This window comes from Streptomyces albidicamelliae (assembly GCF_025642175.1).
Lineage (GTDB): Bacteria > Actinomycetota > Actinomycetes > Streptomycetales > Streptomycetaceae > Streptomyces > Streptomyces albidocamelliae.
This window is the reverse complement of record NZ_CP106795.1, coordinates 2,275,595-2,296,195: the sequence shown is the minus strand read 5'-3', so window position 1 is coordinate 2,296,195 and position 20,601 is coordinate 2,275,595. Positions and strand designations below refer to the sequence as shown.

25 protein-coding genes and 1 pseudogene are annotated in these 20,601 nt (G+C 71.3%); 18 read left to right on the top strand and 8 right to left on the bottom strand.

Going from position 1 to position 20,601, the window contains the following annotated elements; genetic code table 11:
• Positions 1-22: 22 nt before the first annotated feature.
• Positions 23-760: a nucleotidyltransferase domain-containing protein gene (locus N8I86_RS10715; protein ID WP_263277654.1), complete on the top strand. Its 738-nt coding sequence runs from the start codon at positions 23-25 to the stop codon at positions 758-760.
• A 16-nt stretch (positions 761-776) separates the two neighbouring features.
• Here the strand turns inward: N8I86_RS10715 and N8I86_RS10710 are convergent, their stop codons facing one another.
• The 4 genes from N8I86_RS10710 to N8I86_RS10695 form a co-directional block, all read right to left on the bottom strand.
• Positions 777-1,778: a COX15/CtaA family protein gene (locus N8I86_RS10710; RefSeq protein WP_263277653.1), complete on the bottom strand. Its 1,002-nt coding sequence runs from the start codon at positions 1,776-1,778 to the stop codon at positions 777-779.
• A 91-nt stretch (positions 1,779-1,869) separates the two neighbouring features.
• Positions 1,870-2,643, bottom strand: a complete 774-nt coding sequence (locus N8I86_RS10705) for an ABC transporter permease (protein WP_123438283.1) — start codon at positions 2,641-2,643, stop codon at positions 1,870-1,872.
• Positions 2,640-3,563 carry an ABC transporter ATP-binding protein gene (locus tag N8I86_RS10700; RefSeq protein WP_073892554.1) on the bottom strand — a complete coding sequence of 308 codons (924 nt, stop codon included), beginning with the start codon at positions 3,561-3,563 and terminating at the stop codon, positions 2,640-2,642. The genes N8I86_RS10705 and N8I86_RS10700 overlap by 4 nt, the downstream gene beginning before the upstream one ends.
• A 31-nt stretch (positions 3,564-3,594) precedes the next feature.
• Positions 3,595-4,410: an AAC(3) family N-acetyltransferase gene (locus tag N8I86_RS10695; protein ID WP_073892552.1), complete on the bottom strand. Its 816-nt coding sequence runs from the start codon at positions 4,408-4,410 to the stop codon at positions 3,595-3,597.
• A gap of 184 nt (positions 4,411-4,594) precedes the next feature.
• Between N8I86_RS10695 and N8I86_RS10690 the strand changes: the two genes are divergently transcribed.
• The 8 genes from N8I86_RS10690 to N8I86_RS10655 are packed head-to-tail and all read left to right on the top strand — an operon-like array spanning position 4,595 to position 11,145.
• Positions 4,595-5,329, top strand: a complete 735-nt coding sequence (locus tag N8I86_RS10690; protein ID WP_073892549.1) for a helix-turn-helix transcriptional regulator — start codon at positions 4,595-4,597, stop codon at positions 5,327-5,329.
• Positions 5,326-6,747 carry a Fe-S cluster assembly protein SufB gene (gene sufB, locus N8I86_RS10685; protein WP_073892546.1) on the top strand — a complete coding sequence of 474 codons (1,422 nt, stop codon included), beginning with the start codon at positions 5,326-5,328 and terminating at the stop codon, positions 6,745-6,747. The genes N8I86_RS10690 and sufB overlap by 4 nt, the downstream gene beginning before the upstream one ends.
• Positions 6,748-6,806: 59 nt before the next feature.
• Positions 6,807-7,988 carry a Fe-S cluster assembly protein SufD gene (gene sufD, locus N8I86_RS10680; protein WP_123438285.1) on the top strand — a complete coding sequence of 394 codons (1,182 nt, stop codon included), beginning with the start codon at positions 6,807-6,809 and terminating at the stop codon, positions 7,986-7,988.
• Positions 7,985-8,305, top strand: coding sequence for a non-heme iron oxygenase ferredoxin subunit (locus N8I86_RS10675; protein ID WP_073892540.1), 321 nt, complete (start codon positions 7,985-7,987; stop codon positions 8,303-8,305). Before sufD ends, N8I86_RS10675 begins: the two co-directional genes overlap by 4 nt.
• 7 nt (positions 8,306-8,312) lie before the next feature.
• The gene (gene sufC, locus N8I86_RS10670) at positions 8,313-9,077 is read left to right on the top strand and encodes a Fe-S cluster assembly ATPase SufC (RefSeq protein ID WP_073892537.1); all 765 of its coding nucleotides are present in this window, start codon (positions 8,313-8,315) and stop codon (positions 9,075-9,077) included.
• Positions 9,074-10,330 (top strand): cysteine desulfurase, encoded by a 1,257-nt coding sequence (locus N8I86_RS10665; RefSeq protein ID WP_073892534.1) that lies wholly within the window; start codon positions 9,074-9,076, stop codon positions 10,328-10,330. Before sufC ends, N8I86_RS10665 begins: the two co-directional genes overlap by 4 nt.
• Before the next feature lie 18 nt (positions 10,331-10,348).
• Entirely contained in the window at positions 10,349-10,816 is a 468-nt protein-coding gene (gene sufU / locus N8I86_RS10660) for a Fe-S cluster assembly sulfur transfer protein SufU (protein WP_073892532.1), read from the top strand.
• Positions 10,813-11,145, top strand: coding sequence for a metal-sulfur cluster assembly factor (locus tag N8I86_RS10655; RefSeq protein ID WP_031166063.1), 333 nt, complete (start codon positions 10,813-10,815; stop codon positions 11,143-11,145). Before sufU ends, N8I86_RS10655 begins: the two co-directional genes overlap by 4 nt.
• 66 nt (positions 11,146-11,211) lie before the next feature.
• Here N8I86_RS10655 and N8I86_RS10650 read toward each other — a convergent pair whose 3' ends face one another.
• Positions 11,212-11,784, bottom strand: coding sequence for an AbfB domain-containing protein (locus N8I86_RS10650; protein WP_263277652.1), 573 nt, complete (start codon positions 11,782-11,784; stop codon positions 11,212-11,214).
• A 564-nt stretch (positions 11,785-12,348) separates the two neighbouring features.
• On the opposite strand from N8I86_RS10650, the gene N8I86_RS10645 reads away from it, so the two are divergent.
• From N8I86_RS10645 to N8I86_RS10630, 4 genes are all read left to right on the top strand, one after another.
• Entirely contained in the window at positions 12,349-12,672 is a 324-nt protein-coding gene (locus tag N8I86_RS10645) for a DMT family transporter (protein ID WP_073892529.1), read from the top strand.
• A complete protein-coding gene (locus N8I86_RS10640) occupies positions 12,672-13,208 on the top strand; it encodes a TetR/AcrR family transcriptional regulator (protein ID WP_263277651.1) in 537 nt (178 codons plus the stop codon). The genes N8I86_RS10645 and N8I86_RS10640 overlap by 1 nt, the downstream gene beginning before the upstream one ends.
• A 73-nt stretch (positions 13,209-13,281) precedes the next feature.
• Complete coding sequence (gene dapD, locus N8I86_RS10635) at positions 13,282-14,268, top strand: 2,3,4,5-tetrahydropyridine-2,6-dicarboxylate N-succinyltransferase (protein ID WP_073892523.1); 987 nt, start codon at positions 13,282-13,284, stop codon at positions 14,266-14,268.
• Between the two features lie 228 nt (positions 14,269-14,496).
• Positions 14,497-15,006 carry a GNAT family N-acetyltransferase gene (locus N8I86_RS10630; RefSeq protein ID WP_263277650.1) on the top strand — a complete coding sequence of 170 codons (510 nt, stop codon included), beginning with the start codon at positions 14,497-14,499 and terminating at the stop codon, positions 15,004-15,006.
• Between the two features lie 745 nt (positions 15,007-15,751).
• Here N8I86_RS10630 and N8I86_RS10625 read toward each other — a convergent pair.
• Both N8I86_RS10625 and N8I86_RS10620 read right to left on the bottom strand, forming a co-directional pair.
• The gene (locus N8I86_RS10625; RefSeq protein WP_263277649.1) at positions 15,752-15,976 is read right to left on the bottom strand and encodes a cold-shock protein; all 225 of its coding nucleotides are present in this window, start codon (positions 15,974-15,976) and stop codon (positions 15,752-15,754) included.
• A gap of 14 nt (positions 15,977-15,990) precedes the next feature.
• Entirely contained in the window at positions 15,991-16,878 is an 888-nt protein-coding gene (locus N8I86_RS10620) for a prohibitin family protein (protein WP_263277648.1), read from the bottom strand.
• A gap of 182 nt (positions 16,879-17,060) precedes the next feature.
• On the opposite strand from N8I86_RS10620, the pseudogene N8I86_RS10615 reads away from it, so the two are divergent.
• Positions 17,061-17,341: pseudogene (locus tag N8I86_RS10615) on the top strand (SigE family RNA polymerase sigma factor); the annotation flags it as partial.
• A 79-nt stretch (positions 17,342-17,420) separates the two neighbouring features.
• Here the strand turns inward: N8I86_RS10615 and dapA are convergent.
• Positions 17,421-18,323, bottom strand: a complete 903-nt coding sequence (gene dapA / locus N8I86_RS10610; RefSeq protein ID WP_263277647.1) for a 4-hydroxy-tetrahydrodipicolinate synthase — start codon at positions 18,321-18,323, stop codon at positions 17,421-17,423.
• Positions 18,324-18,490: 167 nt separating this feature from the next.
• Between dapA and N8I86_RS10605 the strand changes: the two genes are divergently transcribed.
• From N8I86_RS10605 to N8I86_RS10590, 4 genes are read left to right on the top strand one after another with little or no spacing between them, the layout of a single operon-like run.
• Positions 18,491-18,631 (top strand): hypothetical protein, encoded by a 141-nt coding sequence (locus N8I86_RS10605; protein ID WP_185091421.1) that lies wholly within the window; start codon positions 18,491-18,493, stop codon positions 18,629-18,631.
• Positions 18,628-19,323: a hypothetical protein gene (locus N8I86_RS10600; RefSeq protein WP_123438292.1), complete on the top strand. Its 696-nt coding sequence runs from the start codon at positions 18,628-18,630 to the stop codon at positions 19,321-19,323. Before N8I86_RS10605 ends, N8I86_RS10600 begins: the two co-directional genes overlap by 4 nt.
• A gap of 52 nt (positions 19,324-19,375) precedes the next feature.
• Entirely contained in the window at positions 19,376-19,795 is a 420-nt protein-coding gene (locus tag N8I86_RS10595; protein ID WP_073892511.1) for a phage holin family protein, read from the top strand.
• Positions 19,792-20,382 carry a DUF3618 domain-containing protein gene (locus tag N8I86_RS10590; protein WP_263277646.1) on the top strand — a complete coding sequence of 197 codons (591 nt, stop codon included), beginning with the start codon at positions 19,792-19,794 and terminating at the stop codon, positions 20,380-20,382. Before N8I86_RS10595 ends, N8I86_RS10590 begins: the two co-directional genes overlap by 4 nt.
• Positions 20,383-20,601 lie beyond the last annotated feature (219 nt).

The following is a 20,601-nucleotide window of genomic DNA, read 5'->3' as shown; positions in this document are numbered from 1 at the left end:
GCCCGCTGTCCAGACTGATCCGATGGCCACCGACACGCTCGTCGCCCGCTTCCTGCGCGAACTGTCCGCCCTCGCACCCCTGGCGGTGTGGGCGCACGGCTCACTGGCCGGCGGGGACTACCAGGAGGGCCGCAGCGACCTCGACCTCATCGCCGTACTGCCCGGGCCCGTGGGCCCCCGGCAGGCCTGGCGGGTGGCCGTGGCGCACCGGCGGCTGCGCGCGGAACCGCTCGCCGGGAAGCTCCACTGCAGCTACTTCGCCCCGGACACCCTCTCCGACCCGGACCGCTCGCACCTGACCTGGGCGCACGGCGGCCTGATGCGCCGCCCGGTCACCCCCGTCACCCGCCGGGAGCTGCACGACTTCGGACTGGTCCTGCACGGCGAGGCGCCCGCCGGACTCCTGCCGCCGGTGTCGGACCGGCAGCTCGGCGACTTCGTCGTACGGGACCAGCGGGACTTCTGGCGGCCGGCGGTGCGCAGGAGCAGGCTGTGGCGGCAGGACGTCTGGGTCGACCTGGGGCTGCTGACCTTCGCCCGGGCCACCGTGACCCTGCGGGACGGAAAGCTTCTCTCCAAGCGGGAGGCGCTCGACGAACTCTCCGCGCTCGGCGCGCCAGAGGAGGTCGTCGCGGACATCGCGCGGCGCCGCTACGAGGATCCGGCCCCGGCCGGCGACGCCTGGCTCGCCCGCCGCGCCGGACTGACCCGCGCCTACCTCGGCCCGGCGATCGACGCGCTGGTCACGGAGTACGGGTGAGCCGGGCGGGGGTGGGTCAGGCGGACGCGCGGACCGTCGCCTCGGCCGCGGGGCCGGGCAGGTCCAGGCCCGCGAGCGGGCGCTCGCGCAGCGAGAGCAGGACGCGCAGGGTGCCGATCCACACCAGGCACGAGCCGAACATGTGCAGGCCCACCAGCACCTCGGGAAGGTGGGTGAAGTACTGCACGTAACCGATCACGCCCTGGGCGAGCAGGATCAGGAACAGCTCCCGGGTCCGGGCCAGCGGGCCCCGGGGCGCGTCCACCGCCTTCAGCACGAACCACAGGGCGAAGGTCAGCGTGACCACGATCCAGGCGAGCACCGCGTGCAGTTTCGCGACGTTCTCCCAGTCGATGTGGATCCGGTCGACCTCGCTGGAGTCACCCGCGTGCGGACCGGCCCCGGTCACCACCGTGCCGACCGCGATGAGCAGCACGGAGGCGGCCACCAGGAACCACACCAGCTGCTGCACGGCCTTGCCGACCAGCGGACGCGGCGCCTCGTCACCCTCCCGGGTGCGCTGCCACATCACCGTCGCCACGGCGATCAGCGCCGAGGACAGCAGGAAGTGCGCGGCCACCGTGTACGGGTTGAGACCGACCAGCACCACGATGCCGCCGAGCACCGCGTTGCCCATGACCACCCAGAACTGGGCCCAGCCCAGCCGGGTCAGGCCGCGCCGCCACGGCTTCCGGGAGCGGGCCGCCACGATCGCCCAGCCGACGGCGGCGCACAGCACGTACGTCAGCATGCGGTTGCCGAACTCGATGACCCCGTGGAAACCCATCTCCCGGGTGGTGGTCAGCGAGTGCTCGGTGCAGGTGGGCCAGGTCGGGCAGCCGAGGCCGGAGCCCGTCAGCCGTACGGCGCCGCCGGTGACGACGATGACCACCGACATCACGAGCGCGGCGAGGGCCGCCCGCTGGACGGTCCGGGGGGCCGGGGTCCACCGTGCGGCGATGAAGGCGAGCGGGTTGCGCAGGGCCGCCTGGACGTCGGCCGGGTTCAGCTTTGGCACGCCCCCATCGTAGGCCGCCGCTTGTGCACGCGTTCACGAGGGGCCGGTCACACGCGCGTCGCGGAGTCCCGCCGGGCGGACCCGCACCGGGTCACTCCCAGCGGAAGAACTTCCCGGCGGCGGCCAGTCCGGCCACCGCCCACACCGCGAGGATGCCCAGATCGCCCCACGGCGTCCCGGCGCCGTGCTGGAGCACGTCCCGCAGGCCGTCCGAGAGGGCGGAGATCGGCAGCAGCCCGAGCACGTGCTGCCCGGCCGGCCCGAACTTCTCCAGCGGCACGATCACCCCGCCGCCGACGAGCAGCAGCAGGAAGACGAGGTTGGCGGCGGCCAGCGTCGCCTCCGCCTTGAGGGTGCCGGCCATCAGCAGCCCGAGCCCCGAGAAGGCGGCCGTGCCGACGATCAGCAGGAGCAGGACGGCGGCCGGGTTCCCGTGCGGCGACCAGCCGAGCGCGAAGGCGATCGCCGTCAGCAGGATCACCTGGAGGACCTCCGTGACCAGCACGGACGCCGTCTTCGCGGTCATCAGGCCCCAGCGGGGCAGCGGGGAGGAGGCGAGCCGCTTCAGCACCCCGTAGCGGCGCTCGAAGCCGGTGGCGATCGCCTGGCCGGTGAACGCGGTGGACATCACCGCGAGGGCCAGGACGCCGGGCGCGAGGAAGTCGACCGCCTTGCCGGAGCCGGTGTCGACGATGTCGACGGAGCTGAACAGCACCAGCAGCAGCGTCGGGATGACGACCGTCAGCAGCAGCTGCTCGCCGTTGCGCAGCAGCATCCTGGTCTCCAGCGCGGCCTGCGCGGCGATCATGCGGGGGAGGGGGGCGGCACCCGGCTTCGGGGTGTAGGTGCCCGAGGCGGTGGTCATGAGCGCAGCTCCTTGCCGGTCAGCTCCAGGAAGACGTCCTCGAGGGTGTGCCGCTCCACCGAGATCCGGTCCGGCATCACGCCGTGCTGGGCGCACCACGAGGTCACCGTGGCCAGCAGCTGCGGATCGACCTTGCCGACGACCCGGTAGGAGCCGGGGGTCAGCTCCGCGGCCGTGCAGTCGGCCGGGAGCGCCTTGAGCAGGGAGCCCACGTCGAGGCCCGGCCGGCCGCCGAAGCGCAGGGTGTTCTCGGCGCCGCCCTTGCACAGTTCCTCGGGCGAGCCCTGGGCGATGACCCGGCCGCCGTCGATGATCGCCACGTCGTCGGCGAGCTGCTCCGCCTCGTCCATGTGGTGCGTGGTGAGGATGACCGAGACGCCGTCGGCGCGCAGGTCCCGCACCAGGTCCCAGGTGGCGCGGCGGGCCTGCGGGTCGAGGCCGGCCGTCGGCTCGTCCAGGAACACCAGCTCCGGGCGGCCCACGACGGCCATGGCGAGCGCGAGGCGCTGCTGCTGGCCGCCGGACAGCCGGCGGTAGCCGGTACGGCCGCAGGAGCCGAGTCCCAGCCGATCGATGAGCGCGTCCACGTCCAGCGGGTGGGCGTGCAGCTTCGCCACGTGCCGCAGCATCTCGTCGGCCCGGGCACCGGAGTAGACGCCCCCGGACTGGAGCATCACGCCGATGCGGGGCCGCAGCCGCGCGGACTGCCGTACCGGGTCGAGGCCCAGGACGCGCACCGTGCCGGAATCGGGCTTCCGGTACCCCTCGCAGGTCTCGACCGTGGTCGTCTTCCCCGCCCCGTTGGGACCGAGGACGGCGGTCACTCCCGCCCCGGCCACCAGGTCGAGGCCGTCCACCGCGGTCTTCGTGCCGTACCGCTTCACCAGGGCCTGGACCTGGACCACGGGCTCGCTTCGCATGGGTCCAAAGTCTAGGGAGACGCCGTGGCGCTCAGTCGTGGGGGTGCGGGAACTCCTCCTCACGGGGCCGGTGCAGCGGCAGCCAGCGCTCCGCGTAGGCCACCGCGTCCGCCACCGGGAACAGCCGCGCGTCCGCCGCGCCGACCGGGCCGCGCAGGACGGGCCGGTCCCTCTCGAAGTCGTGCCCCAGCTCGTCGAAGCGGTCGGAGGTGATGGAGACCTCGACGACCCGCTCCCAGCCTCCGCCGGGGGCGGGCCGGCCGACCTCGACGCGGGGCGCGGGTATCCGGTACTCGGCCAGGTGGAAGCTGGTGCAGGCGCCGTAGCCCGCGCCGAGCAGCAGCACCCGGGCGCCCAGCCGCTCCAGGCGGGCCAGCGGGCTGCGCTCGCCGAGCCGGCAGTCGGGCGCGTGGCCGGCGGTGACGTCCCGCGCCAGCGGACCGAGGGCGGCGAAGGAGGTCTGCGGATGCGCGCTGCGCACGGCGCCGGGCCAGGTCCGCACGGTCTCCGGGATCACCCCGACCCCGCGCGAGGGGGTGATCAGGGGGTCGTACGGCGGCATGGTGGCGCGGACGCGGTCCCACCACTCCTCGGGCACCGGCGGGTCGCTCCACAGGGCCGGATCGGACTGGTCGCCGGTCTGGGTGGGGACGACCAGCGTCCCCGAAGGGCCCAACGCGTCGAGGACCGCCCGGACGACCGCGACGGCCCCGCCGTTCACCCAGCCGAGGGAACTGAGCGAGGAGTGCAGGAGCAGCGTCTCGCCGGTCTCGACACCCAGCAGGCGCAGCTGTCGGGCGATGCTGTCCCGGGTGACGAGAGGGCCGGTCGGAGGGGGTGTGGGCATGGTCCGGGAGTCTTCCCGAAGGGGCCGCACGACGCCAGCGAATTGCCTGGTCGGACGCGTGCGAATGATCGATCAGAAGATCGTTTCCGCAGGTCGGATTAGGTTCGCCTAAGTGACGCAGGGCACCGCCCCATGATCCGGACGGCGCTTGTCAGGCCCGGAGGAATTACGCAACAATGGCGTTGTGAAAAACGTCGGCGAGGCTCGGGAGACCCCCACGGGGGCCCCTCAGGAGGAACTCGCGACCGGTGAGCGCTCGACGCGCAACCGGGTCGCGCGGTCCATCCTGGACCACGGCCCGTCGACCGTCGCCGACCTCGCCGGCCGGCTGGGACTGACCCAGGCGGCCGTCCGGCGTCACCTCGACGCGCTGGTCGCCGACGACGTCGTGGAGCCCCGCGAGCAGCGCGTGTACGGCACGCGCACGCGCGGGCGTCCCGCGAAGGTCTTCGCGCTGACCGACTGCGGCCGCGACGCCTTCGACCAGTCGTACGACAAGCTCGCCGCCGACGCGCTCCGCTGGATCGCCGAGCGGGAGGGCGGGCCCGAGGCGGTCGCCGCCTTCGCCCGCGCCCGGATCGCCGCACAGGCGGGCGCGTACCGCGAGGCCGTCGAGGCCGTGAGCCCCGACAAACGCGCCGAAGCGCTGGCCAAGGCCTTGAGCGCCGACGGGTACGCTGCTACGGCGCGCAGCGCACCGGTCGGTGAGCAGCTCTGCCAGCACCACTGCCCGGTCGCCCACGTCGCGGAGAAGTTCCCGCAGCTGTGCGAGGCGGAGACCGAGATCTTCGCCGAGCTGCTGGGCACGCATGTACAGCGACTGGCGACCATCGCGCACGGCGACGGCGTCTGCACGACGTTCATCCCCAAGATTTCCACTGACGCACCTGCAAGCACGGCCGGGAGGAACCCCGCATGACTCTCCCCACGGAGACTGCTCACCCCGAACTCGAGGGCCTGGGCAAGTACGAATACGGCTGGGCCGACTCCGACGTGGCCGGTGCGTCCGCGCGCCGTGGCCTGAACGAGGACGTCGTCCGTGACATCTCGGGCAAGAAGTCCGAGCCGGAATGGATGACGAAGCTGCGCCTCAAGGGGCTGAAGCTCTTCGAGAAGAAGCCCATGCCGAACTGGGGCTCGGACCTGTCGGGCATCGACTTCGACAACATCAAGTACTTCGTGCGCTCCACGGAGAAGCAGGCGGAGTCCTGGGAGGACCTGCCCGAGGACATCAAGAACACCTACGACAAGCTGGGCATCCCGGAGGCCGAGAAGCAGCGCCTCGTCGCCGGTGTCGCCGCCCAGTACGAGTCGGAGGTCGTCTACCACCAGATCCGCGAGGACCTGGAGGAGCAGGGCGTCATCTTCCTCGACACCGACACCGCCCTGAAGGAGCACCCGGAGCTCTTCAAGGAGTACTTCGGCACGGTCATCCCGGCCGGTGACAACAAGTTCGCCTCGCTGAACACGGCCGTGTGGTCCGGCGGCTCCTTCATCTACGTGCCGAAGGGCGTGCACGTCGAGATCCCGCTCCAGGCCTACTTCCGTATCAACACGGAGAACATGGGCCAGTTCGAGCGGACCCTGATCATCGTCGACGAGGGTGCCTACGTGCACTACGTCGAGGGCTGCACGGCGCCGATCTACAAGTCGGACTCGCTGCACTCCGCGGTCGTCGAGATCATCGTCAAGAAGAACGCCCGCTGCCGTTACACGACCATCCAGAACTGGTCGAACAACGTCTACAACCTGGTCACCAAGCGCGCCGTGGCCTACGAGGGCGCGACCATGGAGTGGGTCGACGGCAACATCGGCTCCAAGGTGACGATGAAGTACCCGGCCGTCTACCTGATGGGCGAGCACGCCAAGGGCGAGACCCTGTCCATCGCCTTCGCGGGCGAGGGCCAGCACCAGGACGCCGGCGCCAAGATGGTCCACATGGCGCCGAACACGTCGTCCAACATCGTCTCCAAGTCGGTCGCGCGCGGTGGTGGCCGCACCTCCTACCGCGGTCTGATCGAGATCGGCGAGGGCGCCCCGGGCTCCAAGTCCAACGTGCTCTGCGACGCGCTGCTGGTCGACACGATCTCCCGGTCGGACACGTACCCGTACGTCGACGTCCGTGAGGACGACGTGTCCATGGGCCACGAGGCCACCGTCTCCAAGGTCTCCGAGGACCAGCTCTTCTACCTGATGAGCCGCGGTCTCTCCGAGGACGAGGCGATGGCGATGATCGTGCGCGGCTTCGTCGAGCCGATCGCCAAGGAACTGCCCATGGAATACGCGCTGGAGCTCAACCGGCTGATCGAGCTGCAGATGGAGGGCGCGGTCGGTTAATCACCGGCCCGCAGTCCCCGTCAAGCCACTTACGCAAGAAAGCGAGCATTACGACAGCCATGGCTGAGGCTCAGAACATCCCCGTGGGCTCCACCACCGCGGGCCAGATCGCGGTGGCCGCCGAGTCGACCGTCGTCTCGCGCATGAGTGCGCCCCCCTCCTTCGACGTGGCGGACTTCCCGGTCCCGCACGGCCGTGAGGAGGAGTGGCGGTTCACCCCGCTGGAGCGGCTGCGCGGACTCCACGACGGCACCGCCGTCGCCACCGGTGACGGTGTGAAGGTCGACGTGCAGGCCCCCGAGGGCGTCACCGTAGAGGCCGTCGGCCGCGACGACGCACGGCTCGGCCGGGCGATGCCCGTGGACCGCGTCGCCGCGCAGGCGTACACCGCCTTCGAGCAGGCCTCGGTCGTGACCGTGCCGAAGGAGACCGTCCTCACCGAGCCGATCCGCATCGCGGTGCACGGCCAGGGCGGTACGGCCTTCGGTCACCAGGTGATCGAGCTGGGCGCCTTCGCCGAGGCCGTCGTGGTCATCGACCACACCGGTGACGCCGTCCTCGCGGCCAACGTCGACTACGTCCTCGGTGACGGCGCCAAGCTGACCGTCGTCTCCGTCCAGGACTGGGACGACAAGGCCGTCCACATCGCCCAGCACAACGCGCTGATCGGCCGGGACGCCTCCTTCAAGTCCGTGGTCGTGACCTTCGGCGGCGACGTGGTCCGGCTGCACCCGCGCGTGGAGTACACCGGCCCCGGCGGCGAGGCCGAGCTGTTCGGCCTGTACTTCACCGACGCCGGCCAGCACCAGGAGCACCGCCTGCTGGTCACCCACAACACCCCGCACTGCAAGTCGAACGTCGTCTACAAGGGCGCGCTCCAGGGCGAGGCCGCCCACGCCGTGTGGATCGGTGACGTGCTCATCGAGGCCAAGGCCGAGGGCACGGACACGTACGAGATGAACCGCAACCTGGTCCTCACGGACGGCGCGCGGGTCGACTCGGTGCCGAACCTGGAGATCGAGACCGGTGAGATCGTCGGCGCCGGCCACGCCTCCGCGACCGGCCGCTTCGACGACGAGCAGCTCTTCTACCTGATGGCCCGCGGCATCCCGGAGTACGAGGCCCGCCGCCTGGTGGTCCGCGGCTTCTTCGCCGAGCTGGTCCAGCAGATCGGCGTCACCGACATCGAGGAGCGCCTGCTCGCCAAGATCGAGGAGGAGCTGGAGGCTTCGGTCGCATGACGACCTTCGTACGCGCCTGCGGACTGAGCGAGCTGGAGGAGGACACCCCGAAGCGGGTGGAACTCGACGGCACGCCGGTCTCGGTCGTGAGGACCGAGGGGGAGGTGTTCGCCATTTACGACATCTGCTCCCACGCGAACGTCTCGCTCTCCGAGGGCGAGGTGGAGGACTGCCAGATCGAGTGCTGGCTGCACGGCTCCGCCTTCGACCTGCGTACCGGCAAGCCGTCCGGCCTCCCGGCCACGCGCCCCGTCCCCGTATACCCCGTAAAGATCGAAGGGGACGACGTGCTCGTCTCCCTCACCCAGGAGTCCTGAGGCACCCATGGCAACGCTTGAAATCCGAGACCTGCACGTCACCGTCGAGGCCGACAACGCCACGAAGGAGATCCTCAAGGGCGTCGACCTCACCGTGAAGCAGGGCGAGACGCACGCCATCATGGGCCCCAACGGCTCCGGCAAGTCGACTCTCGCCTACTCGCTCGCGGGTCACCCGAAGTACACGATCACCAGCGGCACCGTGCTGCTCGACGGCGAGGACGTCCTCGAGATGTCCGTCGACGAGCGCGCCCGCGCGGGCCTGTTCCTGGCGATGCAGTACCCGGTCGAGGTCCCCGGCGTCTCGGTCTCCAACTTCCTGCGCACCTCCGCCACCGCCATCCGCGGCGAGGCCCCGAAGCTGCGTACCTGGGTGAAGGAGGTCAAGGAGGCCATGGAGCGCCTCAACATGGACCCGTCCTTCGCCGAGCGCAACGTCAACGAGGGCTTCTCCGGCGGTGAGAAGAAGCGCCACGAGATCCTCCAGCTCGAGCTGCTCAAGCCGAAGGTCGCGATCCTCGACGAGACCGACTCCGGCCTGGACGTCGACGCGCTCCGCATCGTCTCCGAGGGCGTCAACCGCGTCCGCGAGACCGGCGAGGTCGGCACCCTGCTGATCACGCACTACACGCGCATCCTGCGCTACATCAAGCCCGACCACGTCCACGTCTTCGCCGGCGGCCGCATCGTCGAGTCCGGCGGCCCCGAGCTCGCGGACAAGCTGGAGAACGAGGGCTACGAGGCATACGTGAAGGGTGGCGCATCCGCGTGACACAGCTGCCGGGCCTCCTCGACACCGAGGCGATCCGCAAGGACTTCCCCGTCCTGGACCGACAGATCCACGACGGCAAGAAGCTTGTGTACCTGGACAACGCGGCGACCTCGCAGAAGCCGCGCCAGGTGCTGGACGCCCTGAGCGAGTACTACGAGCGCTACAACGCCAACGTCCACCGCGGTGTGCATGTGCTCGCCGAGGAGGCCACGGCGCTGTACGAGGGCGCGCGCGACAAGGTCGCCGCTTTCATCAACGCGCCGAGCCGCGACGAGGTGATCTTCACCAAGAACGCCTCCGAGTCGCTCAACCTCGTGGCCAACATGCTGGGCTGGGCCGACGAGCCCTACCGCGTGGACCACGAGACCGAGATCGTCATCACGGAGATGGAGCACCACTCCAACATCGTGCCGTGGCAGCTGCTCGCGCAGCGCACGGGCGCGAAGCTGAAGTGGTTCGGCCTGACCGACGACGGCCGGCTCGACCTGTCCAACATCGACGAGATCATCACGGAGAAGACGAAGATCGTCTCCTTCGTGCTGGTGTCGAACATCCTGGGCACGGTCAACCCGGTCGAGGCGATAGTGCGCCGCGCCCAGGAGGTCGGCGCCCTCGTCTGCATCGACGCCTCCCAGGCCGCCCCGCACATGCCGCTGGACGTCCAGGCCCTCCAGGCCGACTTCGTGGCCTTCACCGGTCACAAGATGTGCGGTCCGACCGGCATCGGCGTCCTGTGGGGCCGCCAGGAGCTGCTCGAGGACCTGCCGCCGTTCCTGGGCGGCGGCGAGATGATCGAGACCGTCTCGATGCACTCGTCGACCTACGCCCCGGCGCCGCACAAGTTCGAGGCGGGTACCCCCCCGATCGCCCAGGCCGTCGGTCTCGGTGCCGCGATCGACTACCTGGACTCGATCGGCATGGACCGGATCCTCGCCCACGAGCACGCGCTGACGGAGTACGCCGTACGCCGTCTGGCGGATGTCCCGGACCTGCGGATCATCGGCCCGACCACGGCCGAGGAGCGCGGCGCCGCGATCTCCTTCACGCTCGGTGACATCCACCCGCACGACGTGGGCCAGGTCCTCGACGAGCAGGGCATCGCGGTCCGGGTCGGCCACCACTGCGCGCGGCCGGTCTGCCTCCGCTACGGAATTCCTGCGACCACGCGAGCGTCGTTCTATCTGTACTCCACGCCCGGTGAGATCGACGCACTGGTCGAGGGGCTGGAGCACGTACGGAACTTCTTCGGCTGAGAGGCGTGAGCTGAAACCGTGAAGCTGGATTCGATGTACCAGGAAGTCATCCTGGACCACTACAAGAACCCGCACGGGCGTGGTCTTCGGGATGGCGACGCCGAGGTGCACCACGTGAACCCGACGTGCGGCGACGAGATCACTCTCCGCGTGAAGTACGACGGCACGACGATCGAGGACGTCTCCTACGAGGGACAGGGCTGCTCCATCAGCCAGGCCTCCGCGTCCGTGCTGAACGAGCTGCTGGTCGGCAAGGACCTGGCCCGGGCGCAGCAGATCCAGGAGACCTTCCTGGAGCTGATGCAGTCCAAGGGCCGGATCGAGCCGGACGACGCGATGGAGGACGTGCTGGAGGACGCGGTCGCGTTCGCCGGCGTCTCCAAGTACCCCGCGCGGGTCAAGTGCGCCCTCCTGAGCTGGATGGCGTGGAAGGACGCGACGGCCCAGGCATTGGGTGGCGCCGACGCCGAAAGGAAGACGGCATGAGCGAGACCGCTGAGATGAAGCCGGCCTCGGAGGAAGAACTCCGCGAGGCGCTGTACGACGTCGTCGACCCCGAGCTGGGCATCGACGTCGTCAACCTCGGCCTGATCTACGGCATCCACATCGACGACGCGAACATCGCGACGATCGACATGACCCTGACCTCGGCGGCCTGCCCGCTGACGGACGTCATCGAGGACCAGGCCAAGTCCGCCACGGACGGCCTCGTCAACGAGCTCCGCATCAACTGGGTCTGGATGCCGCCGTGGGGTCCGGACAAGATCACGGACGACGGTCGCGAGCAGCTCCGGGCGCTCGGGTTCAACGTCTGAGGACACCGCGTACGCGAGCGTGACATGAGCGGCGGCACCCGGCCGGGTGCCGCCGCTCACGTGTGCTCAGGCCGGCTTGTCCACCAGCAGGAACGCCGAGTCCGCCCGGTAGAGGTCGGTGTTGCGGTACGGGTCCAGCCGCAGCCGGGAGCCGTCGTGGCGCAGGAAGCGGCCGGAGTGGGCGGCCGACTCCAGCGAGGTCCCGCCGGCGAAGGCGGACGGGCGCGGGCAGAAGGTGGCGTCCCGCTCGAACGCCGGTGATCCGTCGTCGTCTCCGGCGCGCAGGAGGCCGTCCCGGGCGTTCAGGTATCCGCCGCCGGCCGTGGCGAAGGAGTAACAGCGGCCGTTCGCCAGGCCCTTGACCAGCCGGAAGGTGGCGGCGCGGCGGGCGGCGGCGGAGGTGAGCGGGCCGAGCTTCACGTCGTCGCCGCTGAGGTGCCAGTAGTCGCCCGGGTGGTTGAGGGAGCGTACGGCAATCTCCCCGCCCGTGGCCTTGGGCGATCCGCCCTGGCGGAACGGGGACTTGGCCGGCGTCGGGGTCGGGTCGCCGTGGGGCAGGACGGGGGACTCGGCGGCCCGCGGAGCCGCCGGGGACGGGTGTCCGCCGCGCTTCGCGGGGGCGGAGGCCTTCGTGGACACCGAGGCGGACGGCCGCGGGGCGGGGCTGCCGCCGCCCCCGTAGCCCCGCCCCCGTAGACCCGCCGGCCGGCGACCCGTTCGCCGCCGGGGCCGTCCGGCTCTCGGGGGTCCGGCCGTGCACGGCGATCACGGTGACACCGGCGGCCACGGCCGCCAGGACCAGTGCGCCGACGGGCCACAGCAGCCGTCTGCGGCGGCTGCGCGGAGCGCCGGGAAGCGGGTCTTCCGCCGGCCGCTGCTGCTCCGGGGTGAGGGGACTGTTCTCAGGCATGCGTGGGTCTCCACCGCAGTCCGGACGGCGGCCGGGGGCGGGAGGGTGAGGTGGGCGAGAGGTGAGGATGACGGGGTGCCGAGAGGCGGACGTTAGTGAACCCGGCGCCGTCCGGAGGCAGCTTTCGGCGCATCTCTGCCCCGAAAGTGTGACTTTCCCATGATGTGCACTCGTACGTCTGTGCGGTGCACCCCGTGCACCCTCTGCCGTGAGCACCCCGCGTCTCCCGCTGTGTACGCCCGTACGCAACCGTTGTGTACGGCCGTACGCAACCGTTGTGTACGCTCGTACACATGGGATACCTGCTGCTCGCGGGCGCCATCGCCGCCGAGGTCGCCGCGACGACGGCGATGAAGTACACCGAGGGCTTCACCCGGCTCTGGCCCTCCCTCGTGACCTCGCTGGGCTACGTCGTCTCCTTCGCGCTGCTCGCCCAGACGCTGAAGACCGTGCAGATCGGCACGGCGTACGCGATCTGGTCGGGCGTGGGCACCGCCGCCATCGCCGTGCTGGGCCTGCTGCTGTTCGGCGAGGGGCTGAGTCCGGCCAAGGTCGCCGGGATCCTGCTGATCATCGGTGGAGTGGTGGTCCTCAACCTGGGCGGGACGGCCCACTGATGCCCCGCCGCTACGACCCCGACCGGCGCCAGCGGATCATCGACGCGGCGATCCGCGTGGCCGGCCGGGACGGCATCGCCGGGCTCAGCCACCGCTCGGTCGCCGCCGAGGCCGACGTGCCGCTCGGCTCCACCACCTACCACTTCGCGACCCTGGACGACCTGCTGGTGGCCGCCCTCTGCCAGGCCACCGAGGGCTTCGCCGGGGTGCTGGACGACAGCGGGCTGCTGCGGGCGGCCGACGGCGACCTCGCGGCCGGCCTCGCCCGGGTCCTCGGCCAGTGGCTGGACGGCGACCGGCCGGGCGTGGAGCTGGAGTACGAGTTGTACCTGGCGGCCCTGCGCCGGCCCGCCCTGCGGCCCGTGGCCGCCCGCTGGACCGAGGAGACGGCCGAGCGGCTCACCGCGCGGGTCGACCCGGTGACGGCACGCGCGCTGCTGGCGCTGATGGACGGAATCTGCCTCCAGGTGCTGCTGACGGGCGGTTCCTACGACGAGGAGTACGCCCGCGCCGCGCTGGCTCGGCTGATCCCCTGAACCGGCGCCCGCCACCTGAGACGCCCCGGTGGCGGTTGGCCTCCGCGACCCCGCCCACGTTAGGTTTTCCCCCATGACCGACTCTGCTTCCCGCACCACCGGCGCCGTCGCCGCCGGCCTCGCCACGATCGCCTCCGACGGCACCGTCCTCGACACCTGGTTCCCGGCCCCCGAGCTGGTCGCCGAGCCCGGCCCGGCCGGCACCGAGCGGCTGACCGCCGAGCGGGCGGCGGAACTGCTGGGCGGCGGCGCGACCGCGGCGATCGGCCCGGACGGCCGCCGGGGCGTCGAGGTGGTCGCGGTCCGCACGGTCATCGCGTCCCTGGACGAGAAGCCGCTCGACGCGCACGACGTGTACCTGCGGCTGCACCTGCTCTCGCACCGCCTGGTCAAGCCGCACGGCCAGAGCCTGGACGGCATCTTCGGCCACCTCGCGAACGTCGCCTGGACCTCGCTCGGCCCGGTCGCCGTGAACGACATCGAGAAGGTGCGTCTGAACGCCCGCGCCGAGGGCCTGCACCTGCAGGTGACCTCGATCGACAAGTTCCCGCGCATGACGGACTACGTCGCCCCCAAGGGCGTCCGCATCGCCGACGCCGACCGGGTCCGGCTGGGCGCGCACCTCGCCGAGGGCACCACGGTCATGCACGAGGGCTTCGTCAACTTCAACGCCGGCACCCTCGGCACCTCGATGGTCGAGGGCCGCATCTCCGCGGGCGTCGTGATCGGCGACGGCTCCGACATCGGCGGCGGCGCCTCCACGATGGGCACCCTGTCCGGCGGCGGCAACGTGATCATCTCCGTCGGCGAGCGCTGCCTGATCGGCGCCGAGGCGGGCGTCGGTATCGCGCTCGGCGACGAGTGCGTGGTCGAGGCCGGCCTGTACATCACCGCGGGCACCCTCGTCACCATGCCCGACGGCCAGATCGTCAAGGCCCGCGAACTGAACGGCGCCTCCAACATCCTCTTCCGTCGCAACTCGGTCACCGGCAAGGTCGAGGCCCGCCCGAACAACGCGGTCTGGGGCGGCCTGAACGACATCCTGCACAGCCACAACTGACGTACGGCGGCCGTGACCTGCGGCCGCCCGACCGATCACCGCCCCGACCTGCCGCCGAACCGCCGGCAGTCCGCGGGCGCTGGTCATCGCTGAGCGCCCTTCCACGACCCGAGAACGGCCAGGAAGGGCGCTCCGGCTGTAGCCGGGCCCCGCCCGGTGGCGCGGACGCCTGAGAGTACGCGGGATTCGGTGCTGTGCAACGATCCTCGGGGACACGAGGGGGAGCCAGTGAGGTTGCGCAACGTATCGACGGACGATGTCGACGCCTACGTCCGGATGCGATGTGATCCTGTCATGATGGCCGACCTCGGCGGCCCCCAGTCGCGCGAGGAGATGGCGGCCAAGGTTCGCCGGGATGCCGAGCAGGCGGCCGCCGATCTTGCTTGGTTGAAGATGATCGTCCCCGATCCGGCCACCCCCGAGGTGGTGGCGGGGACGGTGACCCTCTGGTCACATGACACGGACAACGGACCGATCTCCGAGATCGGCTGGATGGTTCTCCCTGAGTTCCAAGGGCAAGGGCTGGGCAAGCGCGCGGTCCGCGCTCTGCTGGAGCAGGCCCGGGAAGAGAACCGCTGGGGAGTCGTGCACGCCTTTCCGGCAACAGGCAACGCCGCCTCGAACGGCATCTGCCGCTCGGTCGGCTTCCGCTTCGTCTCAGTGACCGATATGCCCTTCGCCGGACAGATCTTCAAGACCAACCACTGGTCCATGGACCCCAGGACCGACCTGACCTGAGAACGCGACGATCCCGCCGGAAGCGCGCCTCTCGCGACTGCGTACCCGCCCAGTAGGCGCTGGTCCACTGCCGTCACGCTAGGCTCCCGGCCATGCCGATGGGGGGGGAGCCCGTAAATGACGCCGTATCGATTGGGCGAATGGACGGGCTACATCCTCATGGCCCTGGTGGTGGTCTGGGTAGGGACCGGCCGATGGCGGGATCACCCGAGCCCGAGAGGAAGGACGGCACACGAGGTTGCCGCCGTGGCTCGGCGGCGGACCCGACTGTTCAAGCGTTCGGTCCTCGCCATACTTGCGGTCCTGTTCCTGGCGGACATCGTCGTCGGCATCGGCTTCTGAGTCAGCTCGACGCGTGCGGAGCGGGCCGGACACAGGAGCGTCGCCCGCAGCGCAGCCGGGGCTCGATGACGTAGGGAAAGCCTTTGTCCGCGCGACGGATCACCGTTCTCGCGCACCACGACCCCGGCCACGGACGCCTCGGTCATCACCACCCGAGCTTCACCCGCACGTACACGCACCTGATGCCGAACAGCGAAGTCCGTACCCAGGCCGCGGTGGATCGGCGTCTTCCGGGGCGCCGGCAGCATCGAGGACGGCCCGGAAACTGCCCGAGGAGCAAGGTGGTTCCCTGACTTGCGTCGCATCCAGAACAGTTACAACCGACATACGGACGCCGAGCGCCCTCCCGGTCGTGGGCCGGGAGGGCGTTCGTGTGGGAGTGCCGCCGAGGTCGGTGGGGGTGTCAGGCGGGGCGTGGCACGATGCTCAGCGCGCGGTAGTCGTAGCCGTCCTGCTGGAAGCCGGGGGCTTCCCATGTGAGGTCGACCCGCTGGCCGGCCGTCAGGGTGCGGAAGCCGGGCGCCTGGATGTCGGAGTAGTGCCCGAAGCAGCCGCCGGGGGTGTCGGGGGAGTCGAGGACACCCCACCCTTCCTCGTCGTACCACTCGCGGACAGTCGCAGTCACCATGGACGAAATCCCTCTCAGTTCTTGCCGTTGTCGACGATGACCGGGGTGCCGCCCGAGTCCGTGCCGCACGGGACCGCGTACACCGGGTGGGCCTTCGCGGCCTCCTTGTAGGCGTCGAGGCACTGGTTGTACAGGACCTTGTCGCTCAGCGACCGCTCGATGATCTTGTTGGCGGCGGCGATGCCCTCCGCCTCGATCCGCTTGCGCTCCGCCTCCGCCTTGGCCGTGCGCGCCGCCTCGGTGGCCCGCTCGGTGGCCTGCTCCTGCTGGATCTTCTTGTCGATCTGCTCCTGGAGCTTCTTCGACGGCTTGACGTTGCGCAGGTTGACGGAGGTGACGTCGATCCCGCGCGGTGCCAGCCGCTCCTTGACCAGGTCGGCGATCTGTGAACCGATCTGCTCGCGGGCGGACGCGTACCCCTCCTCGCTGGTGTGCTTCGCGAACACGTTGCGGATGATCTCGCGGCTGTCCGGCAGCACCAGCCGCGACTCGACGGCGTCCTCGCTGCCCGCCAGCCGGTACAGCTCGACCGCCTTGGCCGGCACCACGGCCCACTTGATGGTGACGTCCGCGTACAGCACCCCGCCCTGCGAGGAGCGGACCTCGACGGTGTCGTCCTCGTTGAGGTCGAGGTCCACCGGGCGGGTGGAGAAGGAAGTGACGTCGGTGAAGGGTGACTTGAAGTGCACGCCCGAGGTCAGCGGCGTGCCGACCTTGCCGAAGGTCACCGGCACGCCGACCTCGGCGGCGCTGACGACGTGCACGCAGGCGAACGTGCCCGCCAGCAGGGCCGCCACGGCGCTGACGGCCGCTCCCAGCTTCAGGCCCGCCGTGTCGCGGCTGCGGCCTACGAGAAAGAGCACCACCGCGGCTATGAGCAGCAGGATGGACAGCACGAACACAGGAATCCCCCTCAGGAAAGAACGTTTCCGCGCCGCCCAGGGCGCGGCCCCGGCGCATCGTAGCGATCTCAGGTGACCCGGCCGTGCGAAATTCCTGTCGCGGGCAGGCATAGCGGGGGACCTGTCGACGCGTCGGACGGTATGGAGGGCCCGGACACCGAAGGGCCCGGGGGACAGAGAAGGTGACGACGGATGCCCAGGCACAGGAGAGCTTTCGACACTTCGTGGCCGGTAGATCGTCCGCGCTGCTGAGGACGGCCGTCCTGCCGGCCGGCGGCGACCGGCACGCCGCCGAGGACCTCCTGCGGAACGCGCTGGTCAAGGCGGCGGACGGTGGGAGCGGATCGAGGAGCCGGAGGCGTACTTACGACGGATCCTGTACCGGCAGCAGGTCAGCCGCTGGCGGCTGAAGTGGCGGCGGCGTGAGGTCATGGTCGCCGAGCCGCCGGAGACCGGGGCGGGACACGGCAGTCAGAAGGGGCGGCCGCTCAGCGGCCTTCGCTCGCCCGAGGACGACAGCGGCGGCCGCTGGGAGCCCCTGTTCACCACGCGCTGACCAGCTCCTCGTACCGGGCCCGCAGCCCGTCGGCCGTCTCCCGGCCGGCGGGCCGCAAGGCGCGCGGCGGGCCGGCGGGCAGGCCGAGGCGGGCCAGGAGGGCCTTCGCGGTGACCGTGCCCGGCAGACCCGCGCCCATCATCGCCTCGATCAGCGGAATCGCCGCCAGCTGGAGCCTGGTCGCCCGAGCGGTGTCGCCCGCGTCGAAGGCGTCGAGGATCGCCGCGAAGTGCCCGGGCACGGCGTTGGCGACCGTGCTCACGCAGCCCGCCGCGCCCACCGCGTACAGCGCGAGCACATGCTCGTCGCAGCCCGCGTAGTACGCCAGCTCGGTGCGCGCGAGCACCTTCTGGGTGCCGAGGAAGTCGTAGGAGCAGTCCTTGACGGCCACGATCCGGGGATGCTCCGCGAGGCGGATCAGGGTGTCCGGCTCGATCCTGGTGCCCGTGCGGCCCGGGATGTCGTACAGCATCACCGGCAGGCCGCTCGCGTCGGCCACCTCCAGGAAGTGGGCGGCCACGGCCTCCTGCGGCGGCCTGCTGTAGTACGGCGTCACCACCAGTACGCCGTCCGCGCCCGCCTTCTCGGCCGCGACGGCCAGCTCGGCCGTGTGCCGGGTGTCGGACGTGCCCACGCCCGCGACCAGCGCGACCCGGTCGCCGACCGCCGCCCGCACCGCCGTGATCAGCTCCGCCTTCTCCGCGTCCGAGGTGGTGGGCGACTCACCCGTGGTGCCGCTGAGGACCAGCCCGTCGCAGCCCTGCGCCACCAGCAGCGCGGCCAGCCGTCCGGCGCCGTCGGGATCGAGGGCGCCGTCCTCGGTGAACGGTGTGACCATCGCGCAGAGCGTGCGGCCGAAGGGTGGGGCGGGCTGGTGCGTGCTCGTCATGGGAGTAGTCTCGGCGCAAGCCGGATGAAGCTCTACTTAAATTAACTACACCTTATTCCTAAGCACTGCTAATGATTGTGGGGGTGGGGCGGCGGCCCTGTGTCCAACTCGGCACCTCATGGGTCACTATGGCCGGAGGGTCACCGACGTCTGTCATGGGAGGCACCATGAAGCTCGGCAAGGCACTGGCCACCGGCGTCGCCGAGGAGCGGCCGCCCGTCCGCGACGAGGAAGCACGGCTCCCCGAGGAGACCGTCCGCACCGAACCGGCCGAGCCGGCCCGCGAAGAGGTCCCGGCCGTCCGATGAGGATGCGGCTCCCGGCGGAACGCCCCACGGAGCCGCCGACCGGATACAAGATCGCCCACCCGGTGCTGTCCCAGGACGGCACCCGGGCCGGGTTCACCGGCGTGTCACTCGGCGGCGCGCTCCCTTACGGCGTGCTCGACGACGCCGCGTGCGTCTACGGCCGCAGGCACCGCCCGCCCGCGCGCTGGTGCGACTGCGGTTTCCACTGCGTCCACGACCGTACGGCGGCCGAGGCCCTGCTCTGCGCGTCCGAGTACCGCCGGGCGGTGCTGCTCGAGGTGTCCGTCCTCGGCGCGTACATCCGATTCGAGCGCGGCTTCCGCTACGCCCGGCAGCGGGTGCGCACGGCGACCGTGGGACCGTGCGACTGCGGTGCGGGGGCGGCCGGGCTGGCCGACGCCGGCCGGGGCAGGCCCGGCTGGCGCGTCCTGCTCCCCGTCTGCGGGGGCTGCGCGCGCGGCCGTACGACCGTCTCGCTCGCGGGGTTCGCCCGGCTGGCCGGAGAGGGGCTGCGGATGGCTCGGGGAGCCGGTGCCGCTGCCGCGCCGCCCGGCGGGTTGGCGGTCGAGGACGAGTTCGGTGTGCCCGAACTCGCCGCCGAGGCGGCCCTGTTGCAGGCGCGCCTCGACTGGTTCCAGACCCAACTCACCCGACTCGGGGAAAGCGGGGACCGCGGCGGAGGCCAGGGCTAACGGCTCTGCGGCCGGGTACCCGGATGTTCCGTAAGGAAGGAGGCGGGGCACCGTGACCGTGACCCAGCACGCACGGCCCGCGGCCGACGGACACCCCTCCACGGGCGAACTCGTCGGCCGGGCCACCGAACAGGTCTCCCGGCTGCTGCGGCAGGAGGTCGCCCTCGCCAAGGAGGAGCTGGCTGAGAAGGGACGCCGGGCCGGACGCGGCGGCGGACTGCTGGGCGCCGCGGGCGCCGTCGGCTACGTCGGACTGATCGTCCTGGCCGGAGCGGCCACCGCCGCCCTCGGTCTTGCGCTGCCCGTGTGGGCGGCGGCGCTGATCGTGGCCGCGGTGTTCTTCGCCGTGGCCGCCGTGCTGGCCGCGACCGGACGCGCCCAGCTGCGCCGCGCCGCCCCGCCCGCACCGGAGGAGACCCTCGACAGTGTCAGGGCGGACGTCGACGTGATCAGGGAAAGGGCACACCGATGACGCACAGGACCCCGCACGGCTCGGGCGCCAAGGGCCCCGACGAGCTGCGGCAGCAGATCGAGCAGACCAGGCACCAGCTCGGCGACACGGTCGCCCAGTTGATGGAGAAGGCGGATGTGAAGGGCCGGGCCCGCGCGCGGGCGGCCGACCTGCGGGACAAGGCCGGCGCCATGACCGTCCAGCTGCGTGCGAGCGCCGCCCACGCGGGGCACGACATGCAGGACAAGGCAGCCAGGGCGGGGCACGCCGTGCAGGGCGGTGCGGCCAAGGCCGGTCACGCCGTGCAGGGCAGCGCGGCGAAGGCCGGGCACGCGGTGCAGGGCAGCGCGGCGAAGGCCGGGCACGCGGTGCAGGGCAGCGCGGCGAAGGCCGGGCACGCGGTGCAGGGCAGCGCCGCCAAGGCCGGGCACGCCGTGCAGGGCAGGGCGGCCGGTGCCGGGCACAGCCTGGAGGGCTCCGTCCCGCAGCCGCTGCGCGGCGCGCTGCGCAGGGGCGTGCGCCACCCGGGTCCGGTCATCGCGGTCGGTGTACTGGGCGCGGCCGCGGTGGCGGCCGGCATCGCCTGGCGCCGGCAGCACCACCGCTGAGCTGCCGCGACGAGCTCCGAAGGGGCCCCGCGGACGCCCTCCCGGCACCCGTGACACCCTCCTGCCGAAGACTCCTTCCGTCCGGAAGGACGTTCCCGGTGGGAGGGTGGGCGCACGCCGGGCGTGACGTCGCCGGCCGGCCCGCCGTGGAGAGCCGAGCAGGAGCCCCGCCACGTCCGAGGAATTCGAGATCGTCCGTGAGTTCGAGGTCGACGTCCC

Coding starts and splice junctions, on each gene's coding strand:
- dapD (WP_073892523.1), top strand. CDS start 13,282: ATGACCGACTCTGCTTCCCGCACCACCGGCGCCGTCGCCGCCGGCCTC.
- N8I86_RS10625 (WP_263277649.1), bottom strand. CDS start 15,976: ATGGTGACTGCGACTGTCCGCGAGTGGTACGACGAGGAAGGGTGGGGT.
- N8I86_RS10590 (WP_263277646.1), top strand. CDS start 19,792: ATGACGCACAGGACCCCGCACGGCTCGGGCGCCAAGGGCCCCGACGAG.
- N8I86_RS10645 (WP_073892529.1), top strand. CDS start 12,349: ATGGGATACCTGCTGCTCGCGGGCGCCATCGCCGCCGAGGTCGCCGCG.
- N8I86_RS10700 (WP_073892554.1), bottom strand. CDS start 3,563: ATGCGAAGCGAGCCCGTGGTCCAGGTCCAGGCCCTGGTGAAGCGGTAC.
- N8I86_RS10600 (WP_123438292.1), top strand. CDS start 18,628: ATGAGGATGCGGCTCCCGGCGGAACGCCCCACGGAGCCGCCGACCGGA.
- N8I86_RS10640 (WP_263277651.1), top strand. CDS start 12,672: ATGCCCCGCCGCTACGACCCCGACCGGCGCCAGCGGATCATCGACGCG.
- sufD (WP_123438285.1), top strand. CDS start 6,807: ATGGCTGAGGCTCAGAACATCCCCGTGGGCTCCACCACCGCGGGCCAG.
- sufC (WP_073892537.1), top strand. CDS start 8,313: ATGGCAACGCTTGAAATCCGAGACCTGCACGTCACCGTCGAGGCCGAC.
- N8I86_RS10605 (WP_185091421.1), top strand. CDS start 18,491: ATGAAGCTCGGCAAGGCACTGGCCACCGGCGTCGCCGAGGAGCGGCCG.
- N8I86_RS10695 (WP_073892552.1), bottom strand. CDS start 4,410: ATGCCCACACCCCCTCCGACCGGCCCTCTCGTCACCCGGGACAGCATC.
- N8I86_RS10655 (WP_031166063.1), top strand. CDS start 10,813: ATGAGCGAGACCGCTGAGATGAAGCCGGCCTCGGAGGAAGAACTCCGC.
- dapA (WP_263277647.1), bottom strand. CDS start 18,323: ATGACGAGCACGCACCAGCCCGCCCCACCCTTCGGCCGCACGCTCTGC.
- N8I86_RS10705 (WP_123438283.1), bottom strand. CDS start 2,643: ATGACCACCGCCTCGGGCACCTACACCCCGAAGCCGGGTGCCGCCCCC.
- N8I86_RS10675 (WP_073892540.1), top strand. CDS start 7,985: ATGACGACCTTCGTACGCGCCTGCGGACTGAGCGAGCTGGAGGAGGAC.
- sufB (WP_073892546.1), top strand. CDS start 5,326: ATGACTCTCCCCACGGAGACTGCTCACCCCGAACTCGAGGGCCTGGGC.
- N8I86_RS10715 (WP_263277654.1), top strand. CDS start 23: ATGGCCACCGACACGCTCGTCGCCCGCTTCCTGCGCGAACTGTCCGCC.